The organism is Streptomyces sp. ITFR-16 (genome assembly GCF_031844705.1).
Lineage (GTDB): Bacteria > Actinomycetota > Actinomycetes > Streptomycetales > Streptomycetaceae > Streptomyces.
The window spans coordinates 7,492,826-7,517,385 of sequence record NZ_CP134609.1 but is presented as its reverse complement, the minus strand read 5'-3'; the positions used below and the strand labels follow the sequence as shown (position 1 = coordinate 7,517,385).

23 protein-coding genes are annotated in these 24,560 nt (G+C 72.7%); 8 read left to right on the top strand and 15 right to left on the bottom strand.

The window, feature by feature from the left end; genetic code table 11:
* Window positions 1–10: 10 nt before the first annotated feature.
* Together ctaD and RLT58_RS33210 are read right to left on the bottom strand one after the other, a co-directional pair.
* The gene (gene ctaD / locus RLT58_RS33215) at window positions 11–1,741 is read right to left on the bottom strand and encodes an aa3-type cytochrome oxidase subunit I (protein WP_311314059.1); all 1,731 of its coding nucleotides are present in this window, start codon (window positions 1,739–1,741) and stop codon (window positions 11–13) included.
* A gap of 190 nt (window positions 1,742–1,931) precedes the next feature.
* Entirely contained in the window at window positions 1,932–4,154 is a 2,223-nt protein-coding gene (locus RLT58_RS33210; protein WP_311314058.1) for an NADP-dependent isocitrate dehydrogenase, read from the bottom strand.
* A 127-nt stretch (window positions 4,155–4,281) separates the two neighbouring features.
* On the opposite strand from RLT58_RS33210, the gene RLT58_RS33205 reads away from it, so the two are divergent.
* Window positions 4,282–4,791: a tetratricopeptide repeat protein gene (locus RLT58_RS33205; protein ID WP_311314057.1), complete on the top strand. Its 510-nt coding sequence runs from the start codon at window positions 4,282–4,284 to the stop codon at window positions 4,789–4,791.
* 6 nt (window positions 4,792–4,797) lie between these two features.
* Here the strand turns inward: RLT58_RS33205 and RLT58_RS33200 are convergent, their stop codons facing one another.
* Together RLT58_RS33200 and RLT58_RS33195 are read right to left on the bottom strand one after the other, a co-directional pair.
* Window positions 4,798–5,829: a glutathione S-transferase family protein gene (locus tag RLT58_RS33200; protein WP_311314056.1), complete on the bottom strand. Its 1,032-nt coding sequence runs from the start codon at window positions 5,827–5,829 to the stop codon at window positions 4,798–4,800.
* A gap of 10 nt (window positions 5,830–5,839) precedes the next feature.
* Window positions 5,840–7,339, bottom strand: coding sequence for an MFS transporter (locus RLT58_RS33195; protein WP_311314055.1), 1,500 nt, complete (start codon window positions 7,337–7,339; stop codon window positions 5,840–5,842).
* Window positions 7,340–7,531: 192 nt separating this feature from the next.
* On the opposite strand from RLT58_RS33195, the gene RLT58_RS33190 reads away from it, so the two are divergent.
* Window positions 7,532–7,927, top strand: coding sequence for a TOBE domain-containing protein (locus tag RLT58_RS33190; RefSeq protein WP_311314054.1), 396 nt, complete (start codon window positions 7,532–7,534; stop codon window positions 7,925–7,927).
* A 16-nt stretch (window positions 7,928–7,943) separates the two neighbouring features.
* Here the strand turns inward: RLT58_RS33190 and RLT58_RS33185 are convergent, their stop codons facing one another.
* Together RLT58_RS33185 and RLT58_RS33180 are read right to left on the bottom strand one after the other, a co-directional pair.
* A complete protein-coding gene (locus RLT58_RS33185; protein ID WP_311314053.1) occupies window positions 7,944–8,489 on the bottom strand; it encodes a DUF1697 domain-containing protein in 546 nt (181 codons plus the stop codon).
* An 83-nt stretch (window positions 8,490–8,572) separates the two neighbouring features.
* Window positions 8,573–9,814, bottom strand: coding sequence for an MFS transporter (locus RLT58_RS33180; protein ID WP_311314052.1), 1,242 nt, complete (start codon window positions 9,812–9,814; stop codon window positions 8,573–8,575).
* Window positions 9,815–10,058: 244 nt separating this feature from the next.
* Here RLT58_RS33180 and dhaK point away from each other — a divergent pair, with 244 nt between their 5' ends.
* The 4 genes from dhaK to RLT58_RS33160 are packed head-to-tail and all read left to right on the top strand — an operon-like array spanning window position 10,059 to window position 12,660.
* On the top strand, window positions 10,059–11,045 hold the full coding sequence (dhaK, locus tag RLT58_RS33175; protein WP_311314727.1) for a dihydroxyacetone kinase subunit DhaK: 987 nt from the start codon (window positions 10,059–10,061) through the stop codon (window positions 11,043–11,045).
* A 54-nt stretch (window positions 11,046–11,099) separates the two neighbouring features.
* On the top strand, window positions 11,100–11,714 hold the full coding sequence (gene dhaL, locus RLT58_RS33170; protein WP_311314051.1) for a dihydroxyacetone kinase subunit DhaL: 615 nt from the start codon (window positions 11,100–11,102) through the stop codon (window positions 11,712–11,714).
* The gene (locus tag RLT58_RS33165; protein ID WP_311314050.1) at window positions 11,711–12,121 is read left to right on the top strand and encodes a PTS-dependent dihydroxyacetone kinase phosphotransferase subunit DhaM; all 411 of its coding nucleotides are present in this window, start codon (window positions 11,711–11,713) and stop codon (window positions 12,119–12,121) included. The genes dhaL and RLT58_RS33165 overlap by 4 nt, the downstream gene beginning before the upstream one ends.
* A 56-nt stretch (window positions 12,122–12,177) precedes the next feature.
* Complete coding sequence (locus RLT58_RS33160) at window positions 12,178–12,660, top strand: NUDIX hydrolase (RefSeq protein ID WP_311314049.1); 483 nt, start codon at window positions 12,178–12,180, stop codon at window positions 12,658–12,660.
* A 2-nt stretch (window positions 12,661–12,662) separates the two neighbouring features.
* On the opposite strand, the gene abc-f is transcribed toward RLT58_RS33160, so the two are convergent.
* The 9 genes from abc-f to RLT58_RS33115 all read right to left on the bottom strand — a co-directional run bounded on the left by abc-f (window position 12,663) and on the right by RLT58_RS33115 (window position 21,505).
* A complete protein-coding gene (gene abc-f, locus RLT58_RS33155; RefSeq protein ID WP_311314048.1) occupies window positions 12,663–14,306 on the bottom strand; it encodes a ribosomal protection-like ABC-F family protein in 1,644 nt (547 codons plus the stop codon).
* Between the two features lie 213 nt (window positions 14,307–14,519).
* Window positions 14,520–14,834: a DUF6191 domain-containing protein gene (locus tag RLT58_RS33150; protein WP_311314047.1), complete on the bottom strand. Its 315-nt coding sequence runs from the start codon at window positions 14,832–14,834 to the stop codon at window positions 14,520–14,522.
* Window positions 14,835–14,944: 110 nt separating this feature from the next.
* Window positions 14,945–15,985 (bottom strand): NAD(P)-dependent alcohol dehydrogenase, encoded by a 1,041-nt coding sequence (locus RLT58_RS33145; protein WP_311314046.1) that lies wholly within the window; start codon window positions 15,983–15,985, stop codon window positions 14,945–14,947.
* Window positions 15,986–16,044: 59 nt separating this feature from the next.
* A complete protein-coding gene (locus tag RLT58_RS33140; RefSeq protein WP_311314045.1) occupies window positions 16,045–16,812 on the bottom strand; it encodes an SDR family NAD(P)-dependent oxidoreductase in 768 nt (255 codons plus the stop codon).
* Window positions 16,809–17,477 (bottom strand): TetR family transcriptional regulator, encoded by a 669-nt coding sequence (locus RLT58_RS33135; RefSeq protein WP_311314044.1) that lies wholly within the window; start codon window positions 17,475–17,477, stop codon window positions 16,809–16,811. The genes RLT58_RS33140 and RLT58_RS33135 overlap by 4 nt, the downstream gene beginning before the upstream one ends.
* A gap of 82 nt (window positions 17,478–17,559) precedes the next feature.
* Complete coding sequence (locus RLT58_RS33130; RefSeq protein WP_311314043.1) at window positions 17,560–18,774, bottom strand: PP2C family protein-serine/threonine phosphatase; 1,215 nt, start codon at window positions 18,772–18,774, stop codon at window positions 17,560–17,562.
* 177 nt (window positions 18,775–18,951) lie between these two features.
* On the bottom strand, window positions 18,952–19,713 hold the full coding sequence (locus tag RLT58_RS33125) for a GNAT family N-acetyltransferase (RefSeq protein ID WP_311314042.1): 762 nt from the start codon (window positions 19,711–19,713) through the stop codon (window positions 18,952–18,954).
* Window positions 19,710–20,630 (bottom strand): NADP-dependent oxidoreductase, encoded by a 921-nt coding sequence (locus RLT58_RS33120; protein WP_311314041.1) that lies wholly within the window; start codon window positions 20,628–20,630, stop codon window positions 19,710–19,712. The genes RLT58_RS33125 and RLT58_RS33120 overlap by 4 nt, the downstream gene beginning before the upstream one ends.
* Before the next feature lie 137 nt (window positions 20,631–20,767).
* On the bottom strand, window positions 20,768–21,505 hold the full coding sequence (locus RLT58_RS33115; protein WP_311314040.1) for an SAM-dependent methyltransferase: 738 nt from the start codon (window positions 21,503–21,505) through the stop codon (window positions 20,768–20,770).
* A 483-nt stretch (window positions 21,506–21,988) separates the two neighbouring features.
* On the opposite strand from RLT58_RS33115, the gene RLT58_RS33110 reads away from it, so the two are divergent.
* Entirely contained in the window at window positions 21,989–23,350 is a 1,362-nt protein-coding gene (locus RLT58_RS33110) for a bifunctional o-acetylhomoserine/o-acetylserine sulfhydrylase (RefSeq protein WP_311314039.1), read from the top strand.
* The gene (locus RLT58_RS33105; RefSeq protein ID WP_311314726.1) at window positions 23,347–24,531 is read left to right on the top strand and encodes a homoserine O-acetyltransferase MetX; all 1,185 of its coding nucleotides are present in this window, start codon (window positions 23,347–23,349) and stop codon (window positions 24,529–24,531) included. The genes RLT58_RS33110 and RLT58_RS33105 overlap by 4 nt, the downstream gene beginning before the upstream one ends.
* The last annotated feature ends 29 nt before the right edge of the window (window positions 24,532–24,560 follow it).

The following is a 24,560-nucleotide window of genomic DNA, read 5'->3' as shown; positions in this document are numbered from 1 at the left end:
GCCCGGGCGCTCACGCCTGCCGGTCCCCCGGTGCCACTGTCACCGACTGGTCGCCGCGGTTGGCGGCCTCGTCGAGTTCCCGTACGTCGGGGTGGTGCAGGTCGAACGCCGGGGATTCGGAGCGGATCCGGGGCAGGGTGACGAAGTTGTGCCGCGGCGGCGGGCACGACGTCGCCCACTCCAGCGAACGGCCGTAGCCCCACGGGTCGTCGACCTCGATCTTCTTGCCGTACTTGGCCGTCTTCCACACGTTGTAGAGGAACGGCAGCATCGACAGGCCCAGCAGGAACGAGGAGAGCGAGGAGATGGTGTTCAGCGCGGTGAAGCCGTCGGCCGCCAGATAGTCGGCGTACCGGCGCGGCATGCCTTCCGCGCCCAGCCAGTGCTGCACCAGGAACGTGCCGTGGAAGCCCACGAACAGCGTCCAGAAGGTGATCTTCCCGAGCCGCTCGTCGAGCATCTTGCCGGTGAACTTCGGCCACCAGAAGTGGAACCCGGCGAACATCGCGAACACCACGGTGCCGAAGACCACGTAGTGGAAGTGCGCGACCACGAAGTACGAGTCCGAGACGTGGAAGTCCAGTGGCGGCGAGGCCAGGATGACACCGGTCAGACCGCCGAAGAGGAACGTCACGAGAAAGCCGATGGACCAGAGCATCGGTGTCTCGAAGGACAGCGAGCCCTTCCACATCGTGCCGATCCAGTTGAAGAACTTCACCCCGGTGGGCACCGCGATGAGGAACGTCATGAAGGAGAAGAACGGCAGCAGCACACCGCCGGTGACGTACATGTGGTGCGCCCACACGGTCACCGAGAGGCCGGCGATGGAGATCGTCGCGGCCACCAGGCCGATGTAGCCGAAGATCGGTTTGCGGCTGAAGACCGGAATGATCTCGGTGACGATCCCGAAGAACGGCAGGGCGATGATGTACACCTCCGGATGGCCGAAGAACCAGAAGAGGTGCTGCCACAGGAGCGCCCCGCCGTTGGTGGCGTCGAAGACGTGCGCGCCGAACTTGCGGTCCGCCTCCAGTGCCAGGAGGGCCCCCGCGAGGACCGGGAAGGCCAGCAGGACCAGCACACCGGTCAGTAGGACGTTCCAGACGAAGATCGGCATGCGGAACATCGTCATGCCGGGCGCGCGCATGCAGATGATCGTGGTGATGAAGTTGACCGAACCGAGGATCGTGCCGAAGCCGGAGAAGGCCAGACCCATGATCCACATGTCGCCGCCGACCCCGGGTGAGCGGACGGCGTCCGTCAGCGGGGAGTAGGCGAACCAGCCGAAGTCGGCGGCTCCGTTCGGGGTGAGGAAGCCGGCCACCGCGAGAACCGAGCCGAAGAGGTAGAGCCAGTACGCGAACATGTTCAGCCGGGGGAACGCCACGTCGGGCGCGCCGATCTGCAGCGGCATGATCCAGTTGGTGAATCCGGCGAACAGCGGCGTCGCGAACATCAGCAGCATGATCGTGCCGTGCATCGTGAACGCCTGGTTGAACTGCTCGTTCGAGATGATCTGGGTGCCGGGGCGGGCCAGTTCGGCGCGCATGACGAGCGCGAGCACGCCGCCGATGAGGAAGAACGCGAACGAGGTGACGAGGTAGAGCGAGCCGATCGTCTTGTGGTCCGTGGTGGTCAGCCACTTGATGACGACGTTTCCGGGCTCCTTGCTGTGCACCGGAAGCTCGTTGGCGTACGACTCCTCGTCCTCCGCCGGTCCTGCCGTGCCCGTCGTCGTCACTGGGACGCTCCTTCGGTTGTCATCCCCGGGTGGACTGCACACCCGGCCGGATGCAGCAAACCAGCCTGGGGTGCCCGGTGCGTGGCCCTGCGCCCGCCGTGGCGCGACATTCACCCGTCAGGGGGTCCCCGAAAACAGCTCCGCCCCGGCGCGACGGACGTCGGCCGGGGCGGAACGGTCAGCGGGTGGTTCAGGCGAGAGTGGCGATCGCCTGGTTGAACGTCGCCGAGGGACGCATGACGGCCGCGGCCTTGGCCGGGTCGGGCTGGTAGTAGCCGCCGATGTCGGCCGGCTTGCCCTGGACGGCGATCAGCTCGTCGACGATGGTCTGCTCCTGCTCGGCCAGCGTCTTGGCGAGCGGGGCGAACGCGGCGGCGAGGTCGGCGTCGGCGGTCTGCTGCGCCAGCTCCTGGGCCCAGTACAGGGCCAGGTAGAAGTGGCTGCCGCGGTTGTCGATGCCACCGAGGCGGCGGCTGGGCGACTTGTCCTCGTTGAGGAACGTGGCGGTCGCACGGTCCAGGGTGTCCGCGAGTACCTGGGCGCGGGCGTTGTCCGTGGTCTGCGCGAGGTGCTCGAAGCTGACCGCGAGGGCGAGGAACTCGCCCAGGCTGTCCCAGCGCAGGTAGTTGTCCTTGACGAGCTGCTGGACGTGCTTGGGCGCGGAGCCGCCGGCGCCCGTCTCGAACAGGCCGCCGCCGTTCATCAGCGGGACGACGGAGAGCATCTTCGCGCTGGTGCCGAGCTCCAGGATCGGGAAGAGGTCGGTGAGGTAGTCACGCAGCACGTTGCCGGTGACGGAGATGGTGTCCTCGCCGCGCCGGATGCGCTCCAGGGAGAAGGCGGTGGCCTCGACCGGCGACATGATCTCGATCCGGAGACCCTCGGTGTCGTGGTCGGCGAGGTACGTCTTGACCTTCTCGATGAGCTTGGCGTCGTGCGCGCGGTCCGCGTCGAGCCAGAACACGGCCGGGTTGCCGGTCGCGCGGGCGCGGGTGACGGCGAGCTTGACCCAGTCCTGGATCGGCAGGTCCTTGGCCTGGCACATGCGGAAGATGTCACCGGCGCCGACGGTCTGCTCCAGGACGGCGTTGCCCTGGGCGTCGACGACCCGCACGGTGCCCGTGGTGGGGACCTCGAAGGTCTTGTCGTGGCTGCCGTACTCCTCGGCCTTCTGCGCCATCAGACCGACATTGGACACGGAGCCCATGGTGGCCGGGTCGTAGGCGCCGTTGGCACGGCAGTCGTCGATGACGACCTGGTAGACGCCGGAGTAGCTGCTGTCGGGCAGCACGGCGAGGGTGTCGGCCTCCTGGCCGTCCGGGCCCCACATGTGGCCGGAGGTGCGGATCATGGCCGGCATCGAGGCGTCCACGATGACGTCACTGGGCACGTGCAGGTTGGTGATGCCCTTGTCGGAGTCGACCATCGCGAGGGCGGGGCCCTCGGCGAGCTCGGCCTCGAAGGACGCCTTGATCTCGGCACCGATGTGCGGGACCGAGTCGAGGCCCTTGAGGATCCCGCCGAGACCGTCGTTCGGGGACAGACCGGCGGCGGCGAGCGCCTCGCCGTACTTGGCGAAGGTGTTCGGGAAGAAGGCGCGGACCACATGGCCGAAGATGATCGGGTCGGAGACCTTCATCATGGTGGCCTTGAGGTGCACCGAGAACAGCACGCCCTCGGCCTTGGCGCGGGCGACCTGCTCGGTGAAGAACTCGCGCAGCGCGGCGACGCGCATGACGGCGGCGTCGACGACCTCGCCGGCGAGTACCGGTACGGATTCACGCAGCACGGTGGTGGTGCCGTCGTCGCCGACGAGCTCGATGCGCAGCGAGCCCGGCTCGTCGATCACGACGGACTTCTCGGTGGAGCGGAAGTCGTCGACGCCCATGGTCGCGACGTTCGTCTTCGAGTCGGCCGTCCAGGCGCCCATGCGGTGCGGGTGCGCCTTGGCGTAGTTCTTGACCGACGCGGGGGCGCGGCGGTCGGAGTTGCCCTCGCGCAGGACCGGGTTGACCGCGCTGCCCTTGATCTTGTCGTAACGGGCGCGGACGTCCTTGTCCTCGTCGGTCTTCGGGTCGTCCGGGTAGTCCGGAAGCGCGTAGCCCTGGCCCTGCAGCTCGGCGATGGCGGCCTTCAGCTGGGGAATCGAGGCCGAGACGTTCGGCAGCTTGATGATGTTGGCGCCGGGCGTCGTCGCCAGCTCACCGAGCTCGGCGAGCGCGTCGTCGATGCGCTGGTTCTCCTGGAGGCGGTCGGGGAAGCTGGCGATGATCCGGCCCGCCAGGGAGATGTCACGGCTCTCCACGGTGACCCCGGCCTTCGAGGCGTAGGCCTCGACCACGGGCAGGAACGAATACGTCGCCAGGGCCGGGGCCTCGTCGGTGTGTGTATAGATGATGGTCGAGTCAGTCACCCTGTGCTCCGCTCCACGTCTGCAACATTGCTTGACATCAAGATATCTCGTGGGCGCCGCACTCTCGACAGGGCCCTGCCCTCCGGGGATTTGCGGTGGGCCCGCACGCCTGGCAACGTGCGGCTCCATGAGCACCGACAGTGAGGACGAGACGGGCGGCACGGCACTGGCCGAGGCGGTACGTCTGCGCGAGCGGAAGACCCCGCAGGCACACGAGGAGCTGGTACGCCTGGCGGCGCGCCATCCGCACGATGCCGCCATCGCCTATCAGACCGCCTGGTCGCACGACTCGCTCGGCCTGGAGGCCGCGGCCGTGCCGTACTACGAGCGGGCGCTGAGCGGCCCGGGCCTCGCGGCGGAGGACCGCCCCGGGGCCTTCCTCGGTCTCGGCTCCACGCTGCGGGTGCTGGGCCGCTACCGGGAGGCCCGCGCGGTGCTCGACCGGGGTCTGGCCGAGTTCGAGGGGGATGCCGCCCTGCGGACGTTCCTGGCGATGACGCTGTACAACCTGGGCGAGTCCCGCGAAGCCGTACGCACGCTGCTGCTGGTGTCGGCCGCCACCGGCGAGGACCCCCGGCTGCGGGCGTACCGTCCGGCGATCGAGTACTACGCGGATCATCTGGACGAGACGGAGTAGAGCCGCTCAGGGCCGGTGCGAGCCGGGCACCTCCTCGCCGGCCGGCACCGGGCCCGGCGGGGTGCCGTCGCCGAAGGGGCGGCCGCCGAGCTGTTCCCGGTGGTGCGGGGTGATCCAGCCGGAGAGGTCGGGTCCCAGGGGCACGATGCCGGTGGGGTTGATGCCGGTGTGGACGCGGTAGTAGTGCTGCTTGATGTGGTGGAAGTCGACCGTGTCGCCGAAGCCGGGGGTCTGGTAGAGGTCCCGGGCGTACGCCCACAGCACCGGGTCCTCGGTCAGCTTCGAGCGGTTGCACTTGAAGTGTCCGTGGTAGACCGGGTCGAAGCGCACGAGTGTGGTGAAGAAGCGGATGTCGGCCTCGGTGATCGTGTCGCCCACGAGGTAGCGCCGGTCCTTCAGCCGCTCGGACATCAGGTCCAGGCGGCGGAAGAGTGCCTCGTAGGCGCTGTCGTACGCGCTCTGGCCGTCCGCGAACCCGGCCCGGTACACGCCGTTGTTGACATCCCGGTAGATCCCCTCCATGACCTCGTCGATCTCCGCGCGCAGCGGCTCGGGGTAGAGGTCGGGCGCGCCGGGACGGTGCAGGGCGGTCCACTCGGTGGCGAGGTCCAGGGTGATCTGCTGGTAGTCGTTGGTGACCAGCTTGCCACTGGGCACGTCGACGACCGCCGGGACGCTGACACCGCCAGGGTAGCCGCTCTCCCTGGCGTCGTACGCCTCGCTCAGGTAGCGGATGCCGAGCACCGGGTCCCGGCCGTCCTCGTCGAGGGTGAAGCGCCAGCTGCGGTCGTCCTGGATGGGGTCGGCCACGGCGAGGGAGAGCGCGTCCTCCAATCCCAGCAGCCTGCGGGAGACCAGGGCGCGGCTCGCCCAGGGGCAGGCGCGGCTGACGACGAGGCGGTAGCGGCCCGCCTCGACGGGCCAGCCGTCGCGGCCGTCAGCGGTGACGCGGTCGGCGAAGTGGCTCCGGGACCGTTTGAAGGGCTTGTGCCCGTAGGTGCTGTTGCCGTCCGTTCCGGCGGCTGCGGGGTCGTTCATCGCGTTCTCCTTACGGGGCGGCGGGTGCGGAGTGCTGTGTACGGCTTCTGCCCCGCCGGGCCCCGCCCACATCGGCAAGCGCCACCAGGAGTCCGCCGACGACGAAGGCGACGGAGACGACGAGTCCGTGGTCGTAGGCGGTGGACCAGCCGTCGGAGCCGACCTGGGCGAAGAACACCGAGCCGACGGCGGCGATCCCGATCGACGAGCCGACGCGCTGGCCGGTCTGGAGGGTGCCGCCGGCGCTTCCGGCGGTGGCCACCGGCACCTCGGACAGGGTCAGGGTCTGGTTGGGGGCGATGACCAGGCCGCTGCCCAGTCCGGCGAAGAGCAGGGGCGCGGCCATGGCCCAGCCGGCGCCCTTGCCCGGCACGAGGTGGACGGCGAGGGCGGTGAGCGCGAGGCCCACGGCGACGGCGGCCAGACCGACGACGACGAGGGGGCGCCCGTACCGGCCGACGAGGCGGCCGCCGGGGCCGGCGGCGACGGCCGACCCCAGGGCGAACGGGGTGATGGCCAGGCCGGCCTGGAGCGCACTGTAGTGCTGGCCGCTCTGGAGGTAGAGCGTGGTGATGAAGAAGATCGAGGTGAACCCGGCGAAGTACAGCAGGATCAGCAGACAGCCCAGCCAGTAGGAACGGACGCGGAACAGCCGGAGGTCGACGACCGGCTGGGTGCCCCGGCGCCCGCACCGGGACTCCCAGCCGACGAAGGCGGCCAGCAGCACGGCGGCCACGACCAGCAGCAGCCACTTGCCGTTGCCGGGCCACTGGTGGGCCTGGACGAAGGGCAGCAGCAGCGCCAGCACGCCCGCGCCGAGCAGCAGGACGCCGAGCGGGTCGAGGTCCCGCAGCCGTACGGCCCCCGCCGACGGGGTGTCCGGCAGCAGCCGGCGGGCCAGCAGCAGGCAGATCAGGCCGAGGGGCAGGTTGACGTAGAACACCCACCGCCAGCCCTCCTCCGCGCCGGCCGCCTGGATCAGCAGGCCGCCGAGCAGCGGGCCGACCGCGGTGGAGATACCGACGACGGTGCCGAACATGCCGAAGGCCCGGCCGCGTTCGCGGCCGGAGAACATCTGCTGGATGAGCGCGGAGATCTGCGGCGAGACCATTCCGCCGGCCAGGCCCTGGATCAGCCGGGCGATCACGAGCCAGAGGCTGGACTGGGCGGCGCCGCAGGCCGCCGACGCCAGGGTGAAGAGCGCCAGCCCGGCCATGAAGACCGCGCGGCGTCCCCGGGCGTCGCCGAGCCGCCCGGCGGGGATCAGGAACAGGCCGAAGGCGAGGGCGTAGCCGGAGAGGACCCACTGCAGGTCGGACTCGGGGGTGTGCAGGCCCTCGCGGATGGACGGCAGCGCGACGTTGACGATCGACACGTCCAGCAGCGTCATGAAGCCGGCGACCAGGCAGACGGCGAGCGCCCGCCACCGCCGGGGGTCGGGCGTGTCCTGCCCGGAGGCGGAGTTCGCACCCCGCTCCGCAGAACCCCCGTGCGCCGCGCTCTCAGCCATGGTTCGCACCCTAGGACGCACACCGCGATTCCTCATCCCGGCAGGTCCACCCGGCCGTGTGCGCGTTACCGTGGCACGGGCCGCCGGGGCGGGGCACCGGGCATGCGCACGCATCACACCTCCACCGCATACACCAGGAAATATGCCGAATGGCCTTGCATATGCCAGGCTGGAGTGCCTAAGGTGCGGCTCATGCAGTCCTACACCATCGGGCAGGCCGCCCGTCTTCTGGGCGTCAGCCCCGACACCGCACGGCGCTGGGCGGACGCGGGCCGCGTCGCGACCCACCGCGAGGAGGGCGGACGCCGCCTCATCGACGGCCGCGACCTGGCCGCGTTCTCCGTCGAGGTCGCCCAGAGCGGCGCCGGTGAGGAGGACGCCTCCTACACCTCCGCGCGCAACGCCTTCGCCGGCATCGTCACCGCGGTCAAGCTCGGTGACGTGGCGGCCCAGGTCGAGATCCAGGCCGGCCCGCACCGGCTGGTCTCCCTGCTGACGCGGGAGGCCGTCGAGGAACTCGGTCTGGAGGTCGGGGTGCAGGCCACCGCGCGGGTGAAGTCGACGAGCGTGCACATCGACCGCACCTGACCTTCGCACCTGACCGTCAGGCCGCGCCCTCCTCGGCCGCCGCCAGGATCTTCTTGACGGTGTGGAAGAAGCGGGTGGTCGCGTCGTGGCCCAGGACGCGTTCCTGGAAGCCCTTGGCGGCCGGTGCCCTGCCGTTGATCAGGTACCAGACGACGAAGGCGTCGTACTCCGTGCTGCCGATGATCTCGATGTCCTTCTTCGGGGACAGCATCGGCAGGGCCAGGTCCGGATCGATCCGCTCGGTCGTGAAGACCACGCAGCACCGCATGTCGTCGGTGACCTCGACGTCCGCGAACGGGTCGAGCGCGATCAGCGCCTTCAGTTCGGCGACGGTGCGCAGACACACCGCGACCTCGTAGCCGAGCGCCTTCCCGAGGTGGTCGCGGATCCGGGCGGCCAGGACGCCCCGGTCGGTCTCGTCGGACTCGAAGAAGACGTTCCCGCTCTGGATGTAGCTGCGTACGGAGTCGAATCCCAGCTCCGTGAACAGAGCGCGCAGACGCTCCATCCTCACCGAACGGCCCGGTACGTTCAGCCCGCGCAGGAACGCGATGTGCAGCACAACCAATCACCTGTCCGCGAAGAATGGGGAGGGGTCCGGTGGGGTGCCCGCCAGCGTAGCCCGGCCGCCCGGGTCACGCCGTCTCATCCGGCCGCCGCCCCGCCTCCCGCGCGTCTCCCGATGCCGGTCACCGTGCCCGCGAGCGCGGTCAGGACCCCGGCGGCCCCGATGCCGACGAAGACCGCGGGGGCCCCGAACCCGGCCGCGGCGGCCGTGGCGGCGGCCGCGCCCAGCGGTCCCAGGGCCGAGTGGACGGTCCAGAACGTGGAGGTGACCCGTCCCAGCAGATGGCCGGGGGTCACCTCCTGACGCAGCGACATGGACGAGATGCCGGCGACACCGTTGCACATGAGGTTGACCGTCATCAGGACGGCGACGACCGGAACACTCCGCGCGAGCCCCAGGAAGGTGACGGCCACTCCGGCCAGGGCGGAGGCGCCGATCCAGCTCGCTCCGAACCCCAGTCGCTCACGGACCCGGGCGACCATGGTGGAGGCGACGAACGTGCCCGCCGTGCCGGCCGCCAGCACATAGCCGACGGTGGTGTCGGGGCGGCCGAGGTCGTGCTTCAGCAGATAGACGACCAGGTCGGTCAGACCGTAGGTGAGGAAGGTCAGCAGGGAGAGGAGCAGGGTCAGCGGACGGAGCACCGGGTGCTCCCACAGGAACCGCGCCCCCGCCAGGAACTCCCGCCCCACCGTGCCGCGTTCGGCGCGGACGGCGTCGCCGCCCGGCTTTGCGCGCACCCTGACGAACAGCAGGCCGACGGCCGAGACCGCGAAGCTCAGGGAGTCGATCCCGACGGCGGCGGCCGGTCCGGCGGCTCCCGCCACGAATCCCGCGAGCGCCGGGCCCGCGACCCCGGCCGCCGCGTAGGTGGCGAAGAGGTGCCCATTGGCCCGGGCGATCCGGTCCGGCCCCACCAGGGCCGGGACCACGGTCACATAGGTGACCTGGAAGAGCATGGCGAAGGCGCCGACCACCGGCACGACGGTGTAGATCAGCCACATCGGCGCGGCGAAGAGCCAGACCAGCGGGATGAGCGCGTAGAGCAGACAGCGCACGCCGTCGGCGGCCATCAGGAGCCGTCTGCGGTCGACCCGGTCGGCGATCACACCGGCGAACAGACCCGTGACGATCGAGGAGACGCCCGTGAGCCCGGTGACGGCACCCATCTGGACCACCGACCCCGTGCTGTGCAGCACCAGGAGCGGGATCGCCACGTACGAGAAGGAGTCCCCGAGGGCGGACAGGGTCTGCACCCCCAGGAACACCCGGTAGTCGCGATCGCGCCACAGCGAGGACGGGGCGTCTCCCCCTGCCACCGTCCTCGCCCGTCGCCCCGACCGCTCCTGTGCGCCCACCGCCGTGCCCTCCCCGTTCCGGCCGAAGCCCCGACGGTATGCGGCACGGCGGCGGAGGTCGCGCGCTTTTCCTGACGGGCGGGTGCGGTTCTTCGCACAGGGCCTCGAACGTTTTACGGTGGAGGTCCACCGTCGTCGTCCCGCATCGCCCGGCCGGCCGCAGGCGCGTCCGGCGAGCGACTTCTCCTGGGAGATCCCGTTGCGCATGCTGATCAACGTCCCCGAAACCGTGGTCGCCGACGGGCTGCGCGGCATGGCCGCCGCCCATCCCGAGCTGACCGTGGACGTCGAGAACCGTGTCGTCGTACGGCGTGACGCGCCGGTGGCCGGAAAGGTCGCCCTGGTCTCCGGCGGCGGGTCCGGGCACGAGCCGCTGCACGCCGGGTTCGTCGGGCCCGGCATGCTGTCGGCCGCCTGTCCGGGCGAGGTGTTCACCTCGCCCGTGCCGGACCAGATGGTGCGGGCCGCCGCCGCCGTGGACAGCGGTGAGGGCGTGCTGTTCGTCGTCAAGAACTACACCGGTGACGTGCTCAACTTCGAGATGGCCGCCGAACTCGCCGACGAGGAGGGCGTGCGGGTCGCCCAGGTGCTCGTCAACGACGACGTGGCGGTGACCGACAGCCTCTACACGGCCGGGCGGCGGGGCACGGGGGCGACCCTGTTCGTCGAGAAGATCGCCGGGGCTGCGGCCGAGGAGGGCGCGCCCCTGGACCGGGTGGCGGCGCTCGCCCGGCAGGTCAACGAGGCCTCGCGGAGCTTCGGGGTGGCGCTGACCTCGGTCACCACGCCCGCCAAGGGCTCCCCCACCTTCGATCTGCCGCCCGGCGAGCTGGAACTCGGCGTGGGCATCCACGGCGAGCCGGGCCGGGAGCGGCGCGCGATGATGACCGCGCGGGAGATCGCCGACTTCGCGGTGGACGCGGTGCTGGAGGACCTGCGGCCGCACGGGCCGGTGCTCGCCCTCGTCAACGGCATGGGCGCGACGCCCCTGCTGGAGCTGTACGGGTTCAACGCGGAGGTGCAGCGGGTGCTCTCCGAGCGGGGCGTGGTCGTGGCTCGTACGCTCGTGGGGAACTATGTGACCTCGCTCGACATGGCGGGCGCCTCGGTGACGCTCTGCCAGGTGGACGAGGAGCTGGTGCGGCTCTGGGACGCCCCGGTGCAGACGCCCGCCCTGCGCTGGGGCCGCTGACCTTCCGTGTCCCGTACGGGCACGCGTCCGCATTCACCCGACCGAGGAGAGCATGTGCTCGACGCCGATTTCTTCCACCGCTGGATGACCGCGACCGCCGCCCTGGTCGACCGTGAGGCGGCGCATCTGACCGAACTGGACTCCGCGATCGGCGACGCCGACCACGGCAGCAATCTGCAGCGCGGATTCGCCGCGGTGTCGGCGGCCCTGGAGAAGGAGCCGCCGCAGACGCCGGGGGCCGTACTGATGCTCGCCGGACGGCAGTTGATCTCGACGGTCGGCGGAGCGTCCGGGCCGCTGTACGGGACGCTGCTGCGGCGTACGGGCAAGGCGCTGGGCGACGGTGCCGCCGTCACCCCCGGGGAGCTGGCGCAGGCGCTCGGGGCGGGCGTCGCCGCGGTGGCCCAGCTGGGCGGGGCGCAGGCCGGTGACAAGACGATGCTGGACGCCCTGCTGCCGGCGGCCGAAGCGCTCGGGACGTCGTTCGACGCGGGGCGGGAGGCGGCCAGGGCCGGGGCGGTGGCGACGGTGCCCCTCCAGGCGCGCAAGGGCCGGGCGAGCTACCTGGGTGAGCGGAGCATCGGCCACCAGGATCCGGGCGCCGCCTCGTCGGCGCTGCTGATCGAGGCGCTCGCGGAGACGGCGGCCTCGGACGGGGGCGACGCGTGAGCGCGGACGGGCAGGTCGGGATCGTGCTGGTCTCGCACAGCGGGCCGGTGGCCGAGGCGGTCGCCGAGCTGGCGAGGGGGCTCGCGGCGGGCGGTGCCACGGCCCCGGTGGCGGCGGCCGGAGGCACGCCGGCGGGCGGGCTCGGCACCAGCGCGGAGCTCATCGCGCGGGCGGCCCGCGAGGTGGACGGCGGGGCGGGCGTCGCCGTGCTCGTCGATCTGGGCAGCGCGGTGCTCACGGTCAAGGCGATGCTCGCCGAGGGCGACGAACTCCCCGACGGGGCACGCCTGGTGGACGCCCCGTTCGTGGAGGGCGCGGTGGCCGCGGTGGTCACGGCGTCGGCCGGGGGCGACCTCGACGCGGTCGCGGCCGCCGCGTCGGAGGCGTACGACTACCGCAAGGTCTAGCGGAACGGGCCTGTCGTTGGGTGCCGGTGCCCGTCCCGGCGCCCACACTTGACGGCATGGCATCCCAGACGGCTCCCCGGCGCAGCGCCGGTCTCCTCCTGTTCCGTGACCGCTCCCCCGGCTTCGAGGTCTTCATCGGGCACATGGGCGGGCCGTTCTGGGCTCGCCGCGAGAGTGCGGCGTGGTCGGTCCCCAAGGGTGAGTACGGCCCGGAGGAGGAGGCCGGGGCGGCGGCGCGGCGGGAGTTCGAGGAGGAGTTCGGCCATCCCGTCCCGGAGGGGGCGTGGGTGGCGCTGGGCGAGGCCCGTCAGTCCGGCGGCAAGACCGTGACGGTGTGGGCCGTGGAGGCGGACGTGGATCCGGCGGCGGCCGTGCCGGGGACGTTCACGATGGAGTGGCCGCGCGGGTCCGGTGTGCTGCGGGAGTTCCCGGAGATCGACCGGTTCGCCTGGTGCACACCGGAGGTCGCGGCCGAGCGGCTCGTCAAGGGGCAGCGGGTCTTCCTGGACCGGCTGCGCGACCATCTGGCGCAGGGCTGAGGTCAGACCGGGGCGACCGGCCTGCCCGCGTGGAGTTCGAGGCGGTCGCCGGTGAAGCGGCCACGGAAGCTGCGGTCGTGCGAGACCACCACGACGGCCCCTTCGTACGCCGCGAGCGCCGCTTCCAGCTCCTCGACCAGGGCCAGGGCGATGTGGTTGGTCGGCTCGTCCAGGACCAGCAGATCGGCGGGGCGGGTGACCAGCCGGGCGAGCGCCAGCCGCCGCTGCTGCCCCGCGGAGAGCGCGGCGACCGGGACGGACAGGTCCTCCGGGCGGAAGAGGCCGAGCGCCAGGAGCAGATCTGTGTACTCCTCGGCGTGGCCGGGCCGTCCGGCCGCGAAGGTCGCCAGCAGGGTGCGGCGGGTCGGCCGGGCCGGAAGCTCCTGCGGGAGATAGCCGGTCCTGGCCCGGCGGCGCACCGTCCCCGCGTCGGGGGCGAGGTCCCCGGCCAGGACCCTCAGGAGGGTCGACTTCCCGGCGCCGTTGGGCCCGGTGACGAGCAGCCGCTGCCCCGGCTCCACCCGGAGCGCGGGCAGGTCCAGCCGGCCGGCCACCGCGACCGACTCCAGCTCGACGAGGGGCCCGGGTGGCGTGTCGCGGCCGGTGGCGAGGGCGAGTTCGGCGGAGAACCGCAGCGGCGGGGGCGGGGCGGGCACGGGTGACCTGTGCAGCGCCTCCAGCCGCGTCCTGGCAGCGGTGACCTGCCCGGACAGCTTCGCCTCGTGCGAGCGGCGGTGCTTGCCCCAGCCCTCCCCGGGGTCCTTGCCGGTGGCGGCGAGGCGTCGGCCCGCGCCGTTCACCAGCTCCTCGGTACGGGCCACCTCGTCCCGCCACTCCTGGTGCTCCCGCACCCGGCGGCGGCGTTCGGCCGCCCGTGCCGTGCGGTAGCCCTCCCAGCCGTCCCCGTACCGGACGACGCCGCGCAGGTCGCGGTCGACCTCGACGATGACGCTGGTGGTCCGTTCCAGGAAGGCCCGGTCGTGGGTGATGACGACGAGGGTGCCGTCATGGGCGCGCAGGTGGTCCTCCAGCCAGGTGACGGCGCGCTGGTCGAGGTGGTTGGTCGGTTCGTCGAGGAGGAGCAGTTCGGGGGCGGAGGCGAGGACGCAGGCGAGGGCCAGCCGGGACTGTTCGCCGCCGGAGAGGGTGCCGAGCGCCCGTCCCCGGGAGAGCCGGGCGAGTCCGAGGCCGTGAAGTGCCGCGTCGACGCGGGCGTCGGCACGGTAGCCGCCGCGTTCCTCGTACTCCGTCAGCAGGTCGCCGTACGCGGCGAGCAGGCTGTCGTCGGCGCCGCCGGGTTCGGCGAGGGCGCTCTCGGCGGCGCGGATTCGCCGTTCGAGTGCGCGCAGGCCGGCGAGGGCCGCGTCGACGGCGTCCTGGACGGTGCGGGCGGGGTCGAGGGCGAGGGTCTGGGAGAGGTAGCCGGTGCCGCGGGGGAAGCGGACGGTGATCTCGCCGCTGTCCGGTGCCTCGGCACCGGCCATCAGCCGCAGGAGGGTGGACTTCCCGGAGCCGTTCTCGCCGATGACTCCGACGTGGTCTCCGGGGCGGACGGTGAGCGACACCTGATCGAGGACGGCGCGGTCCCCGTACGCCTTGGAGACGTCCTTGAGGGTCAGCTGGGCGTGGTCGTGCGGGACGGGCATGGGTGACTTCCTGGGTGCGTGCCCCGGCGGGCGGGGATTCCGGACGGTCCGAGGGGACAGCGGCGTGCGCGAGGACCCGGCGGGTCACGCGGCGGCGGCTGTGGCCGGAATCAGCGGAAGAAGTAGTACGCACCCATGCCGGTCAGCGTAACGAGCGGGGTGCCCGTCCCTCAGGTGGTTTTCTCCGTGGTGGTCTCCGCCCCCGGGCGCCGGTCACGGCCTGGGCACGCGGATGACGGCGAGACCGCCGTCGAGGTCGACGGTGGAGCGGTGGGGCGGTGCTCCGTCCTCCTCGTCGTCGCGCAGCAGCAGGGCGCTCTGCCGCTCCTTGAGCTCGCTCTGCTTGCCGGGCGAGAACGTCGCGTGCAGCTGCTCGAAGCCGGTCGCCGAGATCTGGCCCTGCCGGGCGCTGTTGCGCCACGGCAGCAGCCCTGCCCGTCCCGCGCGCAGCAGCAGCTGGTCGAGGAAGGCGGTGACGGTCAGCCCGATCACCAGGCCGGGCAGCGTCATCAGCGCGAGGAATCCCATCCGGGCAGTCTCCCCGCCGGCCCCGGGGGTGCGCAACGCACGTGCGTACGACGCTGCGGGCCGGCGCGGAGTGCGCCGGCCCGCAGCGTGGGCGGGGTGCCCCGGGCGGGTCAGCCCTGGGGGAGGATGACGGCCCGGCCGTTGATCCTGCCGTCGTGCAGCCGTTCGTACGCGAGGGGCGCCTCGTCCAGCGTGTATGTCTCGACGTGGACCGCGACCGCGCCCGCGCGGGCCAGGTCGAGCACCTCGGCCAGTTCGGAGCGCGAGCCCCAGTAGGGGGCGGTGACCGTGGTGTTGAACGGCAGGGAGCCGAAGCCCACCGGCAGTGCTCCGCCGCCGATGCCGACGATCGTGACGTCGGAGTCGATGGCGGCCGCCGCGCCGGCCGTGGCGACGGTCGGCGGCGCTCCGACGAAGTCCAGGACGACCTGGGCGCCGATGCCGCCGGTGAGTTCACGGATCCGGTCCGCCGCGTGCGCGTCGGACAGCACGGTCTCGTGGGCGCCGACCTCGCGGGCCAGGTCGAGCTTGTCCTCCGTGACGTCCAGGGCGACGACCCGGACGGCTGTCATGGCGCGCAGCAGCTGGATGGCGACGTGGCCGAGACCGCCGGTGCCGATGACGACGGCGGTCGCTCCGGGCACGAGCTTCGGCAGGGACCGCTTGATCGCGTGGTACGGGGTGAGGCCGGCGTCGGTGAGCGGGACGGCCTGCACGGGGTCGAGGCCGCCGAGGGGCACCAGATGGCGCGGATCGTCGACGATCATGTACTCCGCCATGGCGCCGGGCGAGCCGAGACCGGGCGGGTTGATGCCGAGCTCCTTGGCGCGCAGGCAGTAATTCTCCTTGCCCTCGGCGCACTTGACGCAGGTGCCGCAGCCCCAGGGGCCGTAGACGGCGACGGAATCGCCGACCGACAGTCCGCCGACCCCGTCGCCGAGCGCGGCGATCGTGCCGACGCCCTCGTGGCCGAGGGTGAGCGGCAGCGGGTAGGGGAACTGATCCGCCGGCCAGCTCATCACCGCGATGTCGGAGTGGCAGACGCCTGCCGCGGTGACCTTCAGCAGCACCTGCCCGGGGCCGGGTTCCGGGTCGGGCACGGTGACGACCTCGGGTGCGGCGCCGACCTCGCGGTACTGAACGGCTTTCATGGGGTCCTCCTTGACCTCTCTTGACTCTATTGATCGCCCCCGTTTCCCCCGTCCGCCACTCAGGAGGCGGAGTAGCCGCCGTCGACGAGGTGGTAGCTGCCGTGGATGAAGGAGGCGCGGTCGGAGAGCAGGAAGGCCGTGAGTTCGGCGACCTCCTCCGCCGTGCCGAGGCGTCCGGCCGGGTGCAGCGAGATGAGGTGGTCGCGGGCCGGCCCCTCGGTGTCGCGCAGCAGCGGGGTGTCGATGAAGCCGGGGCCCACGGCGTTGACGCGGATGTTCTGCGCGGCGTATTCGAGGGCGGCGGTCTTGGTGAGGCCCACCACGCCGTGCTTGGCGGCGACGTACGCGGGCGAGCCGGCGAAGCCGTTGGTGCCGAGGATGGACGACATGTTGACGATCGCGCCGCCGCCCGCGGCGATCAGGGCGGGGATCTCGTAGCGCATCGAGTAGAAGACGCCGCTGAGGTTGGTGGCGACGACCCGGTCCCAGTCCGCCACGGCGTACTCGCCGGTCGGGTTGCTGGGGCCGCCGATGCCGGCGTTGTTCACCGCGAGGTGCAGGGCGCCGAAGGTGTCGACGGCGAACCGCACGCCCGCCTCGACGGACGCGGGGTCGGTGACGTCCACGGCCACGGCGGCGGCCTCGGCTCCGGTGCTCTCCAGGCCGGCGACCGCCTTGCGGGCGCTCTCCTCGTCGTAGTCGGCCACCACGACCGAGGCGCCGGCGGCGGCGAGCCGGTGGGCGAGGGCCAGGCCGATGCCGGAGGCCCCTCCGGTGACGAGGGCGGTGCGGCCGGCGAATTCCTGGTCGGCGGGGGTGGTGCTCATGATGTTCCGTTTCCTTCCGTGGTGCTGGGTGACGCGGGTGCGGGAGCCTGCGTGAGCAGGTCTGCGGCCAGGGCGTCGAAGGCCCGCTCGACGAGTCGGGGCAACTCCTCGGGGCAGCCCCCGCGCACCCAGGCGGCCTGGGCGGCGAGGAGGGCGCCGGCTCCGGCGGCGACCGTGACGGCGGGGCGGATGTCCTGCCGGGGGTCGGCTCCGAGCCGGCCGGCGACGATCTCGACCGAGTCCTCCTGGGCGTCCACCCGGATGTGGTGGAACGCCGCGTAGAGGGTCGGCTCCTCCTCGGCGAGGAGGAACAGCTCGAAGATCCTCGGCCGGCGGTGCCAGGCCTGCGCCTCCGGGTCCGCCAGCCAGTCCAGGACGGCCCGGCGGTACGCGGTGAGCGGGGGTTCGGCGGCGGGGCGGGCCCGCAGCGCGTCGTTGATCCGGTCGCCGTCGTCGCGGACCGAGTCCAGGACGGCGGCTTCCTTGCTCGTGAAGTACCGGCTGAAGGTGCGGCGGTCGACGTCCGCGCGTTCCGCGATCTCCTCGACCGTCACCTCCCGCAGACCCCGGTCGAGCACCAGCTCGAACGCGGCCCGGGCCAGTGTGTCCCGGGTGCGGCGCGCCTTGCGGCCGCGCCTCTGGGGGGTCTTCCGTTCCCGGTTCATATCTGCACCGTACACCTAAAAATGTCCCGCCGCGACATAAGTCGCATCGGGACATGAGGAGAGGGGCGTGGAGCCGGGGCCGCTACCGTCCGCTGAACACTTCGGCGGCGCGCATCGCTCCGGAGGCCGCGGTCCCGGGGCGGCGCCGGCTGCCGGACGGGGCCCGGCGCAGCGCGAGCACGGCGATGTCGTCGCGTCGCACCCCGCCGGAGAACACCTCCAGGTCGCCGTGGAGCGCGTCGAGCAGCTCCGGGGGCGCCAGCTGGGACCAGCGGCCCAGCCGGGTGTCCAGCGGGTAGAAGGCTCCCGAGGCGTCGCGGGCCTCGGTCACCCCGTCGGTGAACATCAGCAGCGTCGCGCCCGGCGGGAAGTCGAGCCGCTCCGAGACGCGTCCCTCACTGCTGAGCTCGGCCAGGCCCAGCGGCACCGAGGTGCGGCGCAGCGGGACGGCGCAGGCCACACCGTCGTGCAGCAGCCGGGGCGGCAGATGGCCGCAGTTGACGGCCTCGACCCGGCCGTCGCCGTCGAGGCCGAGCACCAGGGCGGTGACGAAGCGCTCGATCTCGCCGGTCTGGGCGGAGAAGGTGTTCTGCCGGGCCACCGCGTCCTCCAGCGCGTCGACGACGCCGGTCAGGGTGGGTTCGCGGATGGCCGCCTCACGGAAGGCGCCGAGCACGGCGAAGCCCGCCCCGATCGCGGCGAGGCCCTTGCCCTGGACGTCCCCGATGATCACCCGGGTCCCGTACGGCGAGGACACGACCTCGTAGATGTCACCGCCGACGAGGCGGTCCTCCTCGATCGGCGCGTAGGTGCCGTGGGCGACGACCTGGTCGGTCAGGATGGGCAGCGGGCGCAGGATCTGGCGCTGGAGCGCGACGGCGGCGGACCGCAGCCTGGCGATCTCGATGGCGTGCCGGATGCGCAGCGCGCAGGCTCCGACGCCGAGGAAACAGGCCACCACCGTGAAGATGATGCTGCTGGTGATGTCCCAGAACGTCCCCCCGGACACCAGGCGCGACACGACGCCGACCACCATGATCCAGGAGGCCACGCCGACGGTCTGCCGGATGGTGCCGAAGACGGAGACGAGCGCGGGGACGACGACGAGCACCGGCACGAGACGCAGGTCGTCGCCGGACTGCATGTCGAGCAGGACCGTCGCGGCGGTCAGCAGCAGCAGACCGCCGAACAGTGCCGGGTTGCCCACCTTCGGGGCCCTGACGGCGGCTTCTGCGGCATCCGTACCCGGGAGAAGCGCTCCACGTGTTCCGGCCTGGTGCTGAAGCCCGATCGTCACGGCTGTCTCCTCCCGGGGTCTGCCGGCCCGGCGCCGGCGTTCACTCCCAGTGGACCTGACGTCCGGCGGGCGGCACACGAGGCTTACGGCCTCATGGACCGAGCCGAAAGTCCCGGAAGGAGGGCCGCAGGGGGCCTTCGGCCCGTACGTGGACGGGCCGAAGGTCCCGGGCCCGGTTCAGTGCGCGGCCCCCTCGCGGGCGCCGTCGCGGACGGTGCCGGAGAGCCGGACCGGCGGACGGCCGGGGACGAGCGCCGAGAGGAACGGCGTACGGCGGCGGAGGGCGAAGCCCAGGGCCTCGTAGAGCCGGACGGCGTTGGTGTTGGAGGCGGCGGCGTGCAGGAAGGGCGTCTCGCCGCGCTCCCTGATCTCGTGGGCGACGGCCCGGACGAGTCCGCCGGCCAGCCCCTGGCCCCGGACGGACTCGTCCGTGCAGACGCCGCTGATCTCGCTGTGGCCGGGCGGGTGCATGCGTTCGCCGGCCATGGCGACGAGCACGCCGTCGCGCCGCACCCCGAGATAGGTGCCGAGCTCGACCGTGCGGGGCTCGAAGGGGCCGGGCCGGGTGCGTGCGACCAGGGCGAGCATGTCCGGGACGTCGGCGGGGCCGAGCCGGACCGCCTCCGGGAACGGCTCGGCGTCCACCCCGGCGTCGACGAGCTGGACGCCGTCGGCGTGGAAGACGACCTCCCAGTCGTCCGGCGGCGGCTCGCGGAAGGCGGTGATGGTGACGGCGCCGCCCGGTCCGGCGAGCGCGGCGGCGTCCGCCCAGTCGCCGGCACCCGGGCTCTGCGGAAGGGCGACCCAGGGGGTGACCTCCGGCGGATAGCGCAGGACGGCGCCGCGGCTCTCGGCGAAGTGGGCGTGCGGCCCCCTGAGCGAGGTCCCCACCGGGTCGTCCAGGGGATGTCCGCCGACGAAGCTCTCGGGCGTGCTCATGCGGTCACCTCGATCACGATCTTGCCGAGGACATGGCCGTCCTCCACCGCGCGCAGCGCCTCGTCCGCCCGGGCGAGCGGGAAGGTCCGGGTGATGTGTGTGCGCAGGGCGCCCTCGACGACGAGGCCGGCCACCTCGCCGAGCACCGCCGCGGTGCGGGCCCGGATGACCGGCGCCCCGCCGAGCTCGGTCACCAGCGGCTTGCCGCCGGCACTGATCAGCGTGGCCGGGTCGGCGAGCAGCGTGGCGGCCTCGCGCAGCGTGTCGCCCCCGACGAGGTCGAACACCGCGTCCACGCCCTCGGGGGCCGCCGCCCGCACCCGCGCGGCCAGCCCCTCACCGGACTCGACGTGGACGGCCCCGAGCGACTCGACGAAGTCCTTCTTGCCGGCGCTCGCGACGCCCAGCACCCGGACGCCCGCTCGGTGCGCGAGCTGCACGGCCGCGCTGCCCACACCGCCCCCGGCCCCGGTGACCAGGAGGGTGGAGCCCGGGGCGGGCCCGAGCTGGCGCACCCCGTCGTGGGCGGTGGCCGCCGCGACGGGCAGGACCGAGGCGTCGGCGAACGAGAGACCGGCCGGCTTGTGCGCGGTCACGGCCACGGGCAGGAGCGTGTACTCGGCGTATCCGCCGGTCAGCGGGTTGCCGAAGACCTCGTCGCCGACCGCGAAGCCCTCGGTGTCCGGGCCGACGGCCGCGACGACGCCGGCCGCCTCGCTGCCGAAGACGGTGGGAAACGGCTGCGGAACACTGCCGGGCCTGGTGTATCCCGTGCGCAGTTTCCAGTCCACCGGGTTGACCCCGGCCGCCCGGACCGCGACGAGCAGCTCCCCCGGGCCCGGTGCGGGCGCGTCCTGCTCGACGAGGGCCTCCACTTCCGGTCCGCCGTTGCGGGTGAACACGTACGCCTTCGGCATGAGCTCCCTCTCTCCCTGTTCCCGGCCCCGGCATCCGGCCGGGCGTCCGGCACCACAGCAGCGGCAAGGTCATGGCCCGCCCGGGTATTCCCCGGCCCCCCCGGGATTTCATCCGGCCGCAATCCCCGGCCGGGGCGTCACCCGGTGGTGCGGCGCAGGACGAGGCCGACGAAGCCCCAGCTGTCCCGGTAGACGCGCAGCCACTCGGACCGCCGGAGCGCGGCGGTCTCCAGGGCCTTCGCACTGTCGGGGTCCTCGGGGTGGTCCAGGGCCCAGGAGGCCAGGGAGCCCCAGCAGGCCCACTCGTAGGCGTCCCGCTCGGCGCGTGTGCTGATGTGGCCGTGGACGGGGGTCCATCCGTCGGCGGTCACCCGGTCCAGGGTGGTCGCCAGATCGGTGAACTCACCGAGCATCTCCACGGCCTCGGGCGTCGGCTCGGCCTCCCAGTAGCTCTCGCCGATCAGGACTCGGCCGCCCGGGGCGAGGTGGGCGCGGGCCGCCGCCAGCGTGGCGAGGAGCCCGCCGAACGCGTGGCTGGCCCCGACGTTGAGCACCAGGTCGAACCGGTGCGGGGAGCCGAACCGCTCGGCCTCCTGGTGGTGCAGGACGAGGCGCTCTCGGACGCCGCGCCGGTCCGCGGCGTCGGCGGCCTGGCGGAGGGCGGACCCGGAGACGTCGACGCCCTCGGCCCGCAGCCGTGGGTGCGTGTCAAGAGCGCGCAGCAGCCATTCCCCGGTGCCGCAGCCGAGGTCGAGGATCCGGGCGTCGGCCCGCGGCACACCGTGTTCGAGGAGCCGTCGCACCGAGTCGTCGTCGAAGGGCGACTTGACCGGGTGCAGGGCATGGGCAATTCCGGAGATCTTTTCGCGGTCCACCGGGGCAGCCTGACAGCGTCCCGGTCCGCACGCACGCTGTTTTCGGCACCGTCGATTTCGACTCAACTACCATTGGATATGAGCCGGTCGGTCCCCCTTGTGCCCCGGCCTGTGGCACCCTGGAACTGGCCGCCCCACCGGGCTCCCCCGTACCGGTGGGGCGGTTCCGCGCCCCGGTCCGTCGCGGCCGGGTTCATTGCGGCCCGATGAAATCGCCGGGCAGGTACGCGGAGTCGGTTGACGCTCCCCCACACCGCTGCCACGCTCGCCGCATGCCCGCGCCCCTGGTTCTCCATTCGCGGCGCCACGTCGATCTGGGACGCCTCGCGTCCGCCGCGTGTCGCCGCGGCCTGTGCTGCTCACCGCGCCGTTGACCTGCTGATCCGCACCGGCCCGCAGCAGCGACGTCCGCTCCCCCGGCAGTGTCCGCCCATGCCGCCTGCCGACCGCTCGCCGTACCGAGAACCGCAGAGGAACACCACCATGAGCCAGCCCGTCGACTCCGTCACCGCAGGGCACACCCCCGAGGACCTGGACCGTCAGGAACCGGGCGCCGCCTGGTCGTTCGAGACCCGGCAGATCCATTCGGGAGCCGCCCCCGACCCGGCGACCGGCGCCCGCGCGGTGCCGATCTACCAGACCACCTCGTTCGTCTTCCGCGACACCCAGCACGCCGCCGACCTGTTCTCCCTCGCCGAGCCCGGGAACATCTACACCCGCATCCACAACCCCACCCAGGACGTCCTGGAGCAGCGGATCGCCTCCCTGGAGGGCGGTGTCGCCGCCGTGGCGCTCGCCTCGGGGCAGGCCGCCGAAACCCTCGCGCTGCTGACCGTGGCCGGTGCGGGCGACCACATCGTCTCCTCCACCTCCCTGTACGGCGGCACGTACAACCTGCTGCGCCACACGCTGCCCCGGTTCGGCATCGAGGTGTCGTTCGTCGACGACCCGGACGACACCGAGGCGTGGGCAGCCGCGATCCGGCCCAACACCAAGGCCCTGTTCGCCGAGACGCTGGGCAATCCGCGCGGTGACGTGCTCGACATCCGCGCGGTCGCCGACACCGCGCACGCGGCCGGTGTGCCGCTGATCGTCGACAACACCGTCCCCACCCCGTATCTGCTGCGGCCGATCGAGCACGGCGCGGACATCGTGATCCACTCGGCGACGAAGTTCCTCGGCGGGCACGGCACGACCATCGGCGGGGTGGTCGTGGACGGCGGTACGTTCGACTTCGGGGCGCATGCCGAGAGGTTCCCCGACTTCAGCTCCCCGGACCCGAGTTACCACGGTCTGCGCTACTGGCCGGACCTCGGTCCCGGCGCCTTCGCGGTCAAGCTGCGCGTCCAGCTGCTGCGCGACCTCGGCCCGGCGCTCTCCCCGCACTCCGCCTTCCTGCTCCTCCAGGGCGTGGAGACGCTGAGCCTGCGGCTGGAGCGGCACACCGCCAACGCCCAGGCGCTGGCCGAGTGGCTGGAGGGGCGCGACGAGGTGTCCGCCGTCCACTACGCCGGCCTGGAGTCGAGCAAGTGGTACGAGGCGGGGCGCCGCTATCTGCCGCGCGGCGCGGGCGCGGTGCTCGCCTTCGAGCTGCGGGACGGGGTGGAGGCCGGCAAGCGGTTCGTGGACGCGGTGCAGCTCTTCAGCCACCTCGCCAACATCGGGGACGTACGGAGCCTGATCATCCATCCGGCGTCGACCACGCACAGCCAGCTGACCGAGGAGCAGCTGGCCGCGACCGGCGCCACCGCCGGGCTGGTGCGGCTCTCGGTCGGCCTGGAGAACGTCGCCGACCTCAAGGCCGACCTGGAGGCCGGCTTCCGGGCGGCGAAGGCGGCGTCCTGACCGGGACGGCCCCCTCGATCGCACTCCCCCTCCCGCCGGCCACCGGAGGCCGGCGGGAGGGGGACCCGCCCGGGCGCCGCTCCTGGGTGCGGCCGGCCCGGCCGCTGGCGCTGGAGTCGGGCGAGGCGCTGCCCGGGGTGGAACTGGCGTACGAGACCTGGGGGCGTCCGGCCCCCGACGGCTCCAACGCGGTCCTGGTCCTGCACGCCCTGACCGGGGACAGCCATGTGGCCGGGGCGGCGGAGCCGGGGCATCCCACGGCCGGCTGGTGGGACGCGCTGGTCGGCCCCGGCCGGGCGCTGGACACCGACCGGTGGTTCGTCGTCGCGCCGAATGTGCTCGGCGGCTGCCAGGGCAGCACGGGGCCCTCCTCACGCAGGCCGGACGGCACGCGCTGGGGCGGCGACTTCCCGTATCTGACGGTCCGTGACCAGGTGGCGGCGGAAGCCGCGCTGGCCGACGCGCTGGGCATCGGCCGCTGGGCGGCGGTGATCGGCGGGTCCATGGGCGGGATGCGGGCCCTGGAGTGGGCGGTGGGCCGGCCCGAGCGCACCGGGGCGCTCCTGGTCCTGGCGGCACCCGCCGCCGCGTCGGCCGAGCAGATCGCCTGGGGCGCGCTCCAGATCTCCGCCATCCGCTCCGACCCCGGCTGGCGCGGCGGCCACTACCACGACGCGGCACCCGGCGAGGGCCCGCACCGGGGCCTCGGCCTGGCCCGCAGGATCGCCCATGTCACCTACCGCAGCGAACCGGAACTCGCCGCACGCTTCGGCGGCGGCCCGCAGCCGGGCGAGGAGCCCCGGCTCGGCGGGCGCTACCGCGTGGAGTCGTATCTCGACCACCACGCGGCGAAGCTGGTGCGCCGCTTCGACGCCGGCAGCTATGTGACGCTGACCGGCGCCATGAACGGGCACGACGTCGGGCGTGGCCGGGGCGGTGTCCGCCGGGCGCTGCGGCGCGCCTCGATGCCCGCGCTGATCGCGGGCATCGGCTCCGACCGGCTCTACCCGCCCGCACAGCAGGCGGAACTGGCCGCGCTGCTGCCCGGCGCGGACCGGCTCAGGCTCGTGGAATCGCCGCACGGCCACGACGGGTTCCTGATCGAGACGGACCAGGTCGGCGCGCTCGTACGGGAGTTGCTGCCGGCCCGGCCGGACGGTGGCCGCCCGCCCAGCCCCTGATGTCCCCACCCGCCCGCTTCCCCGGAGCC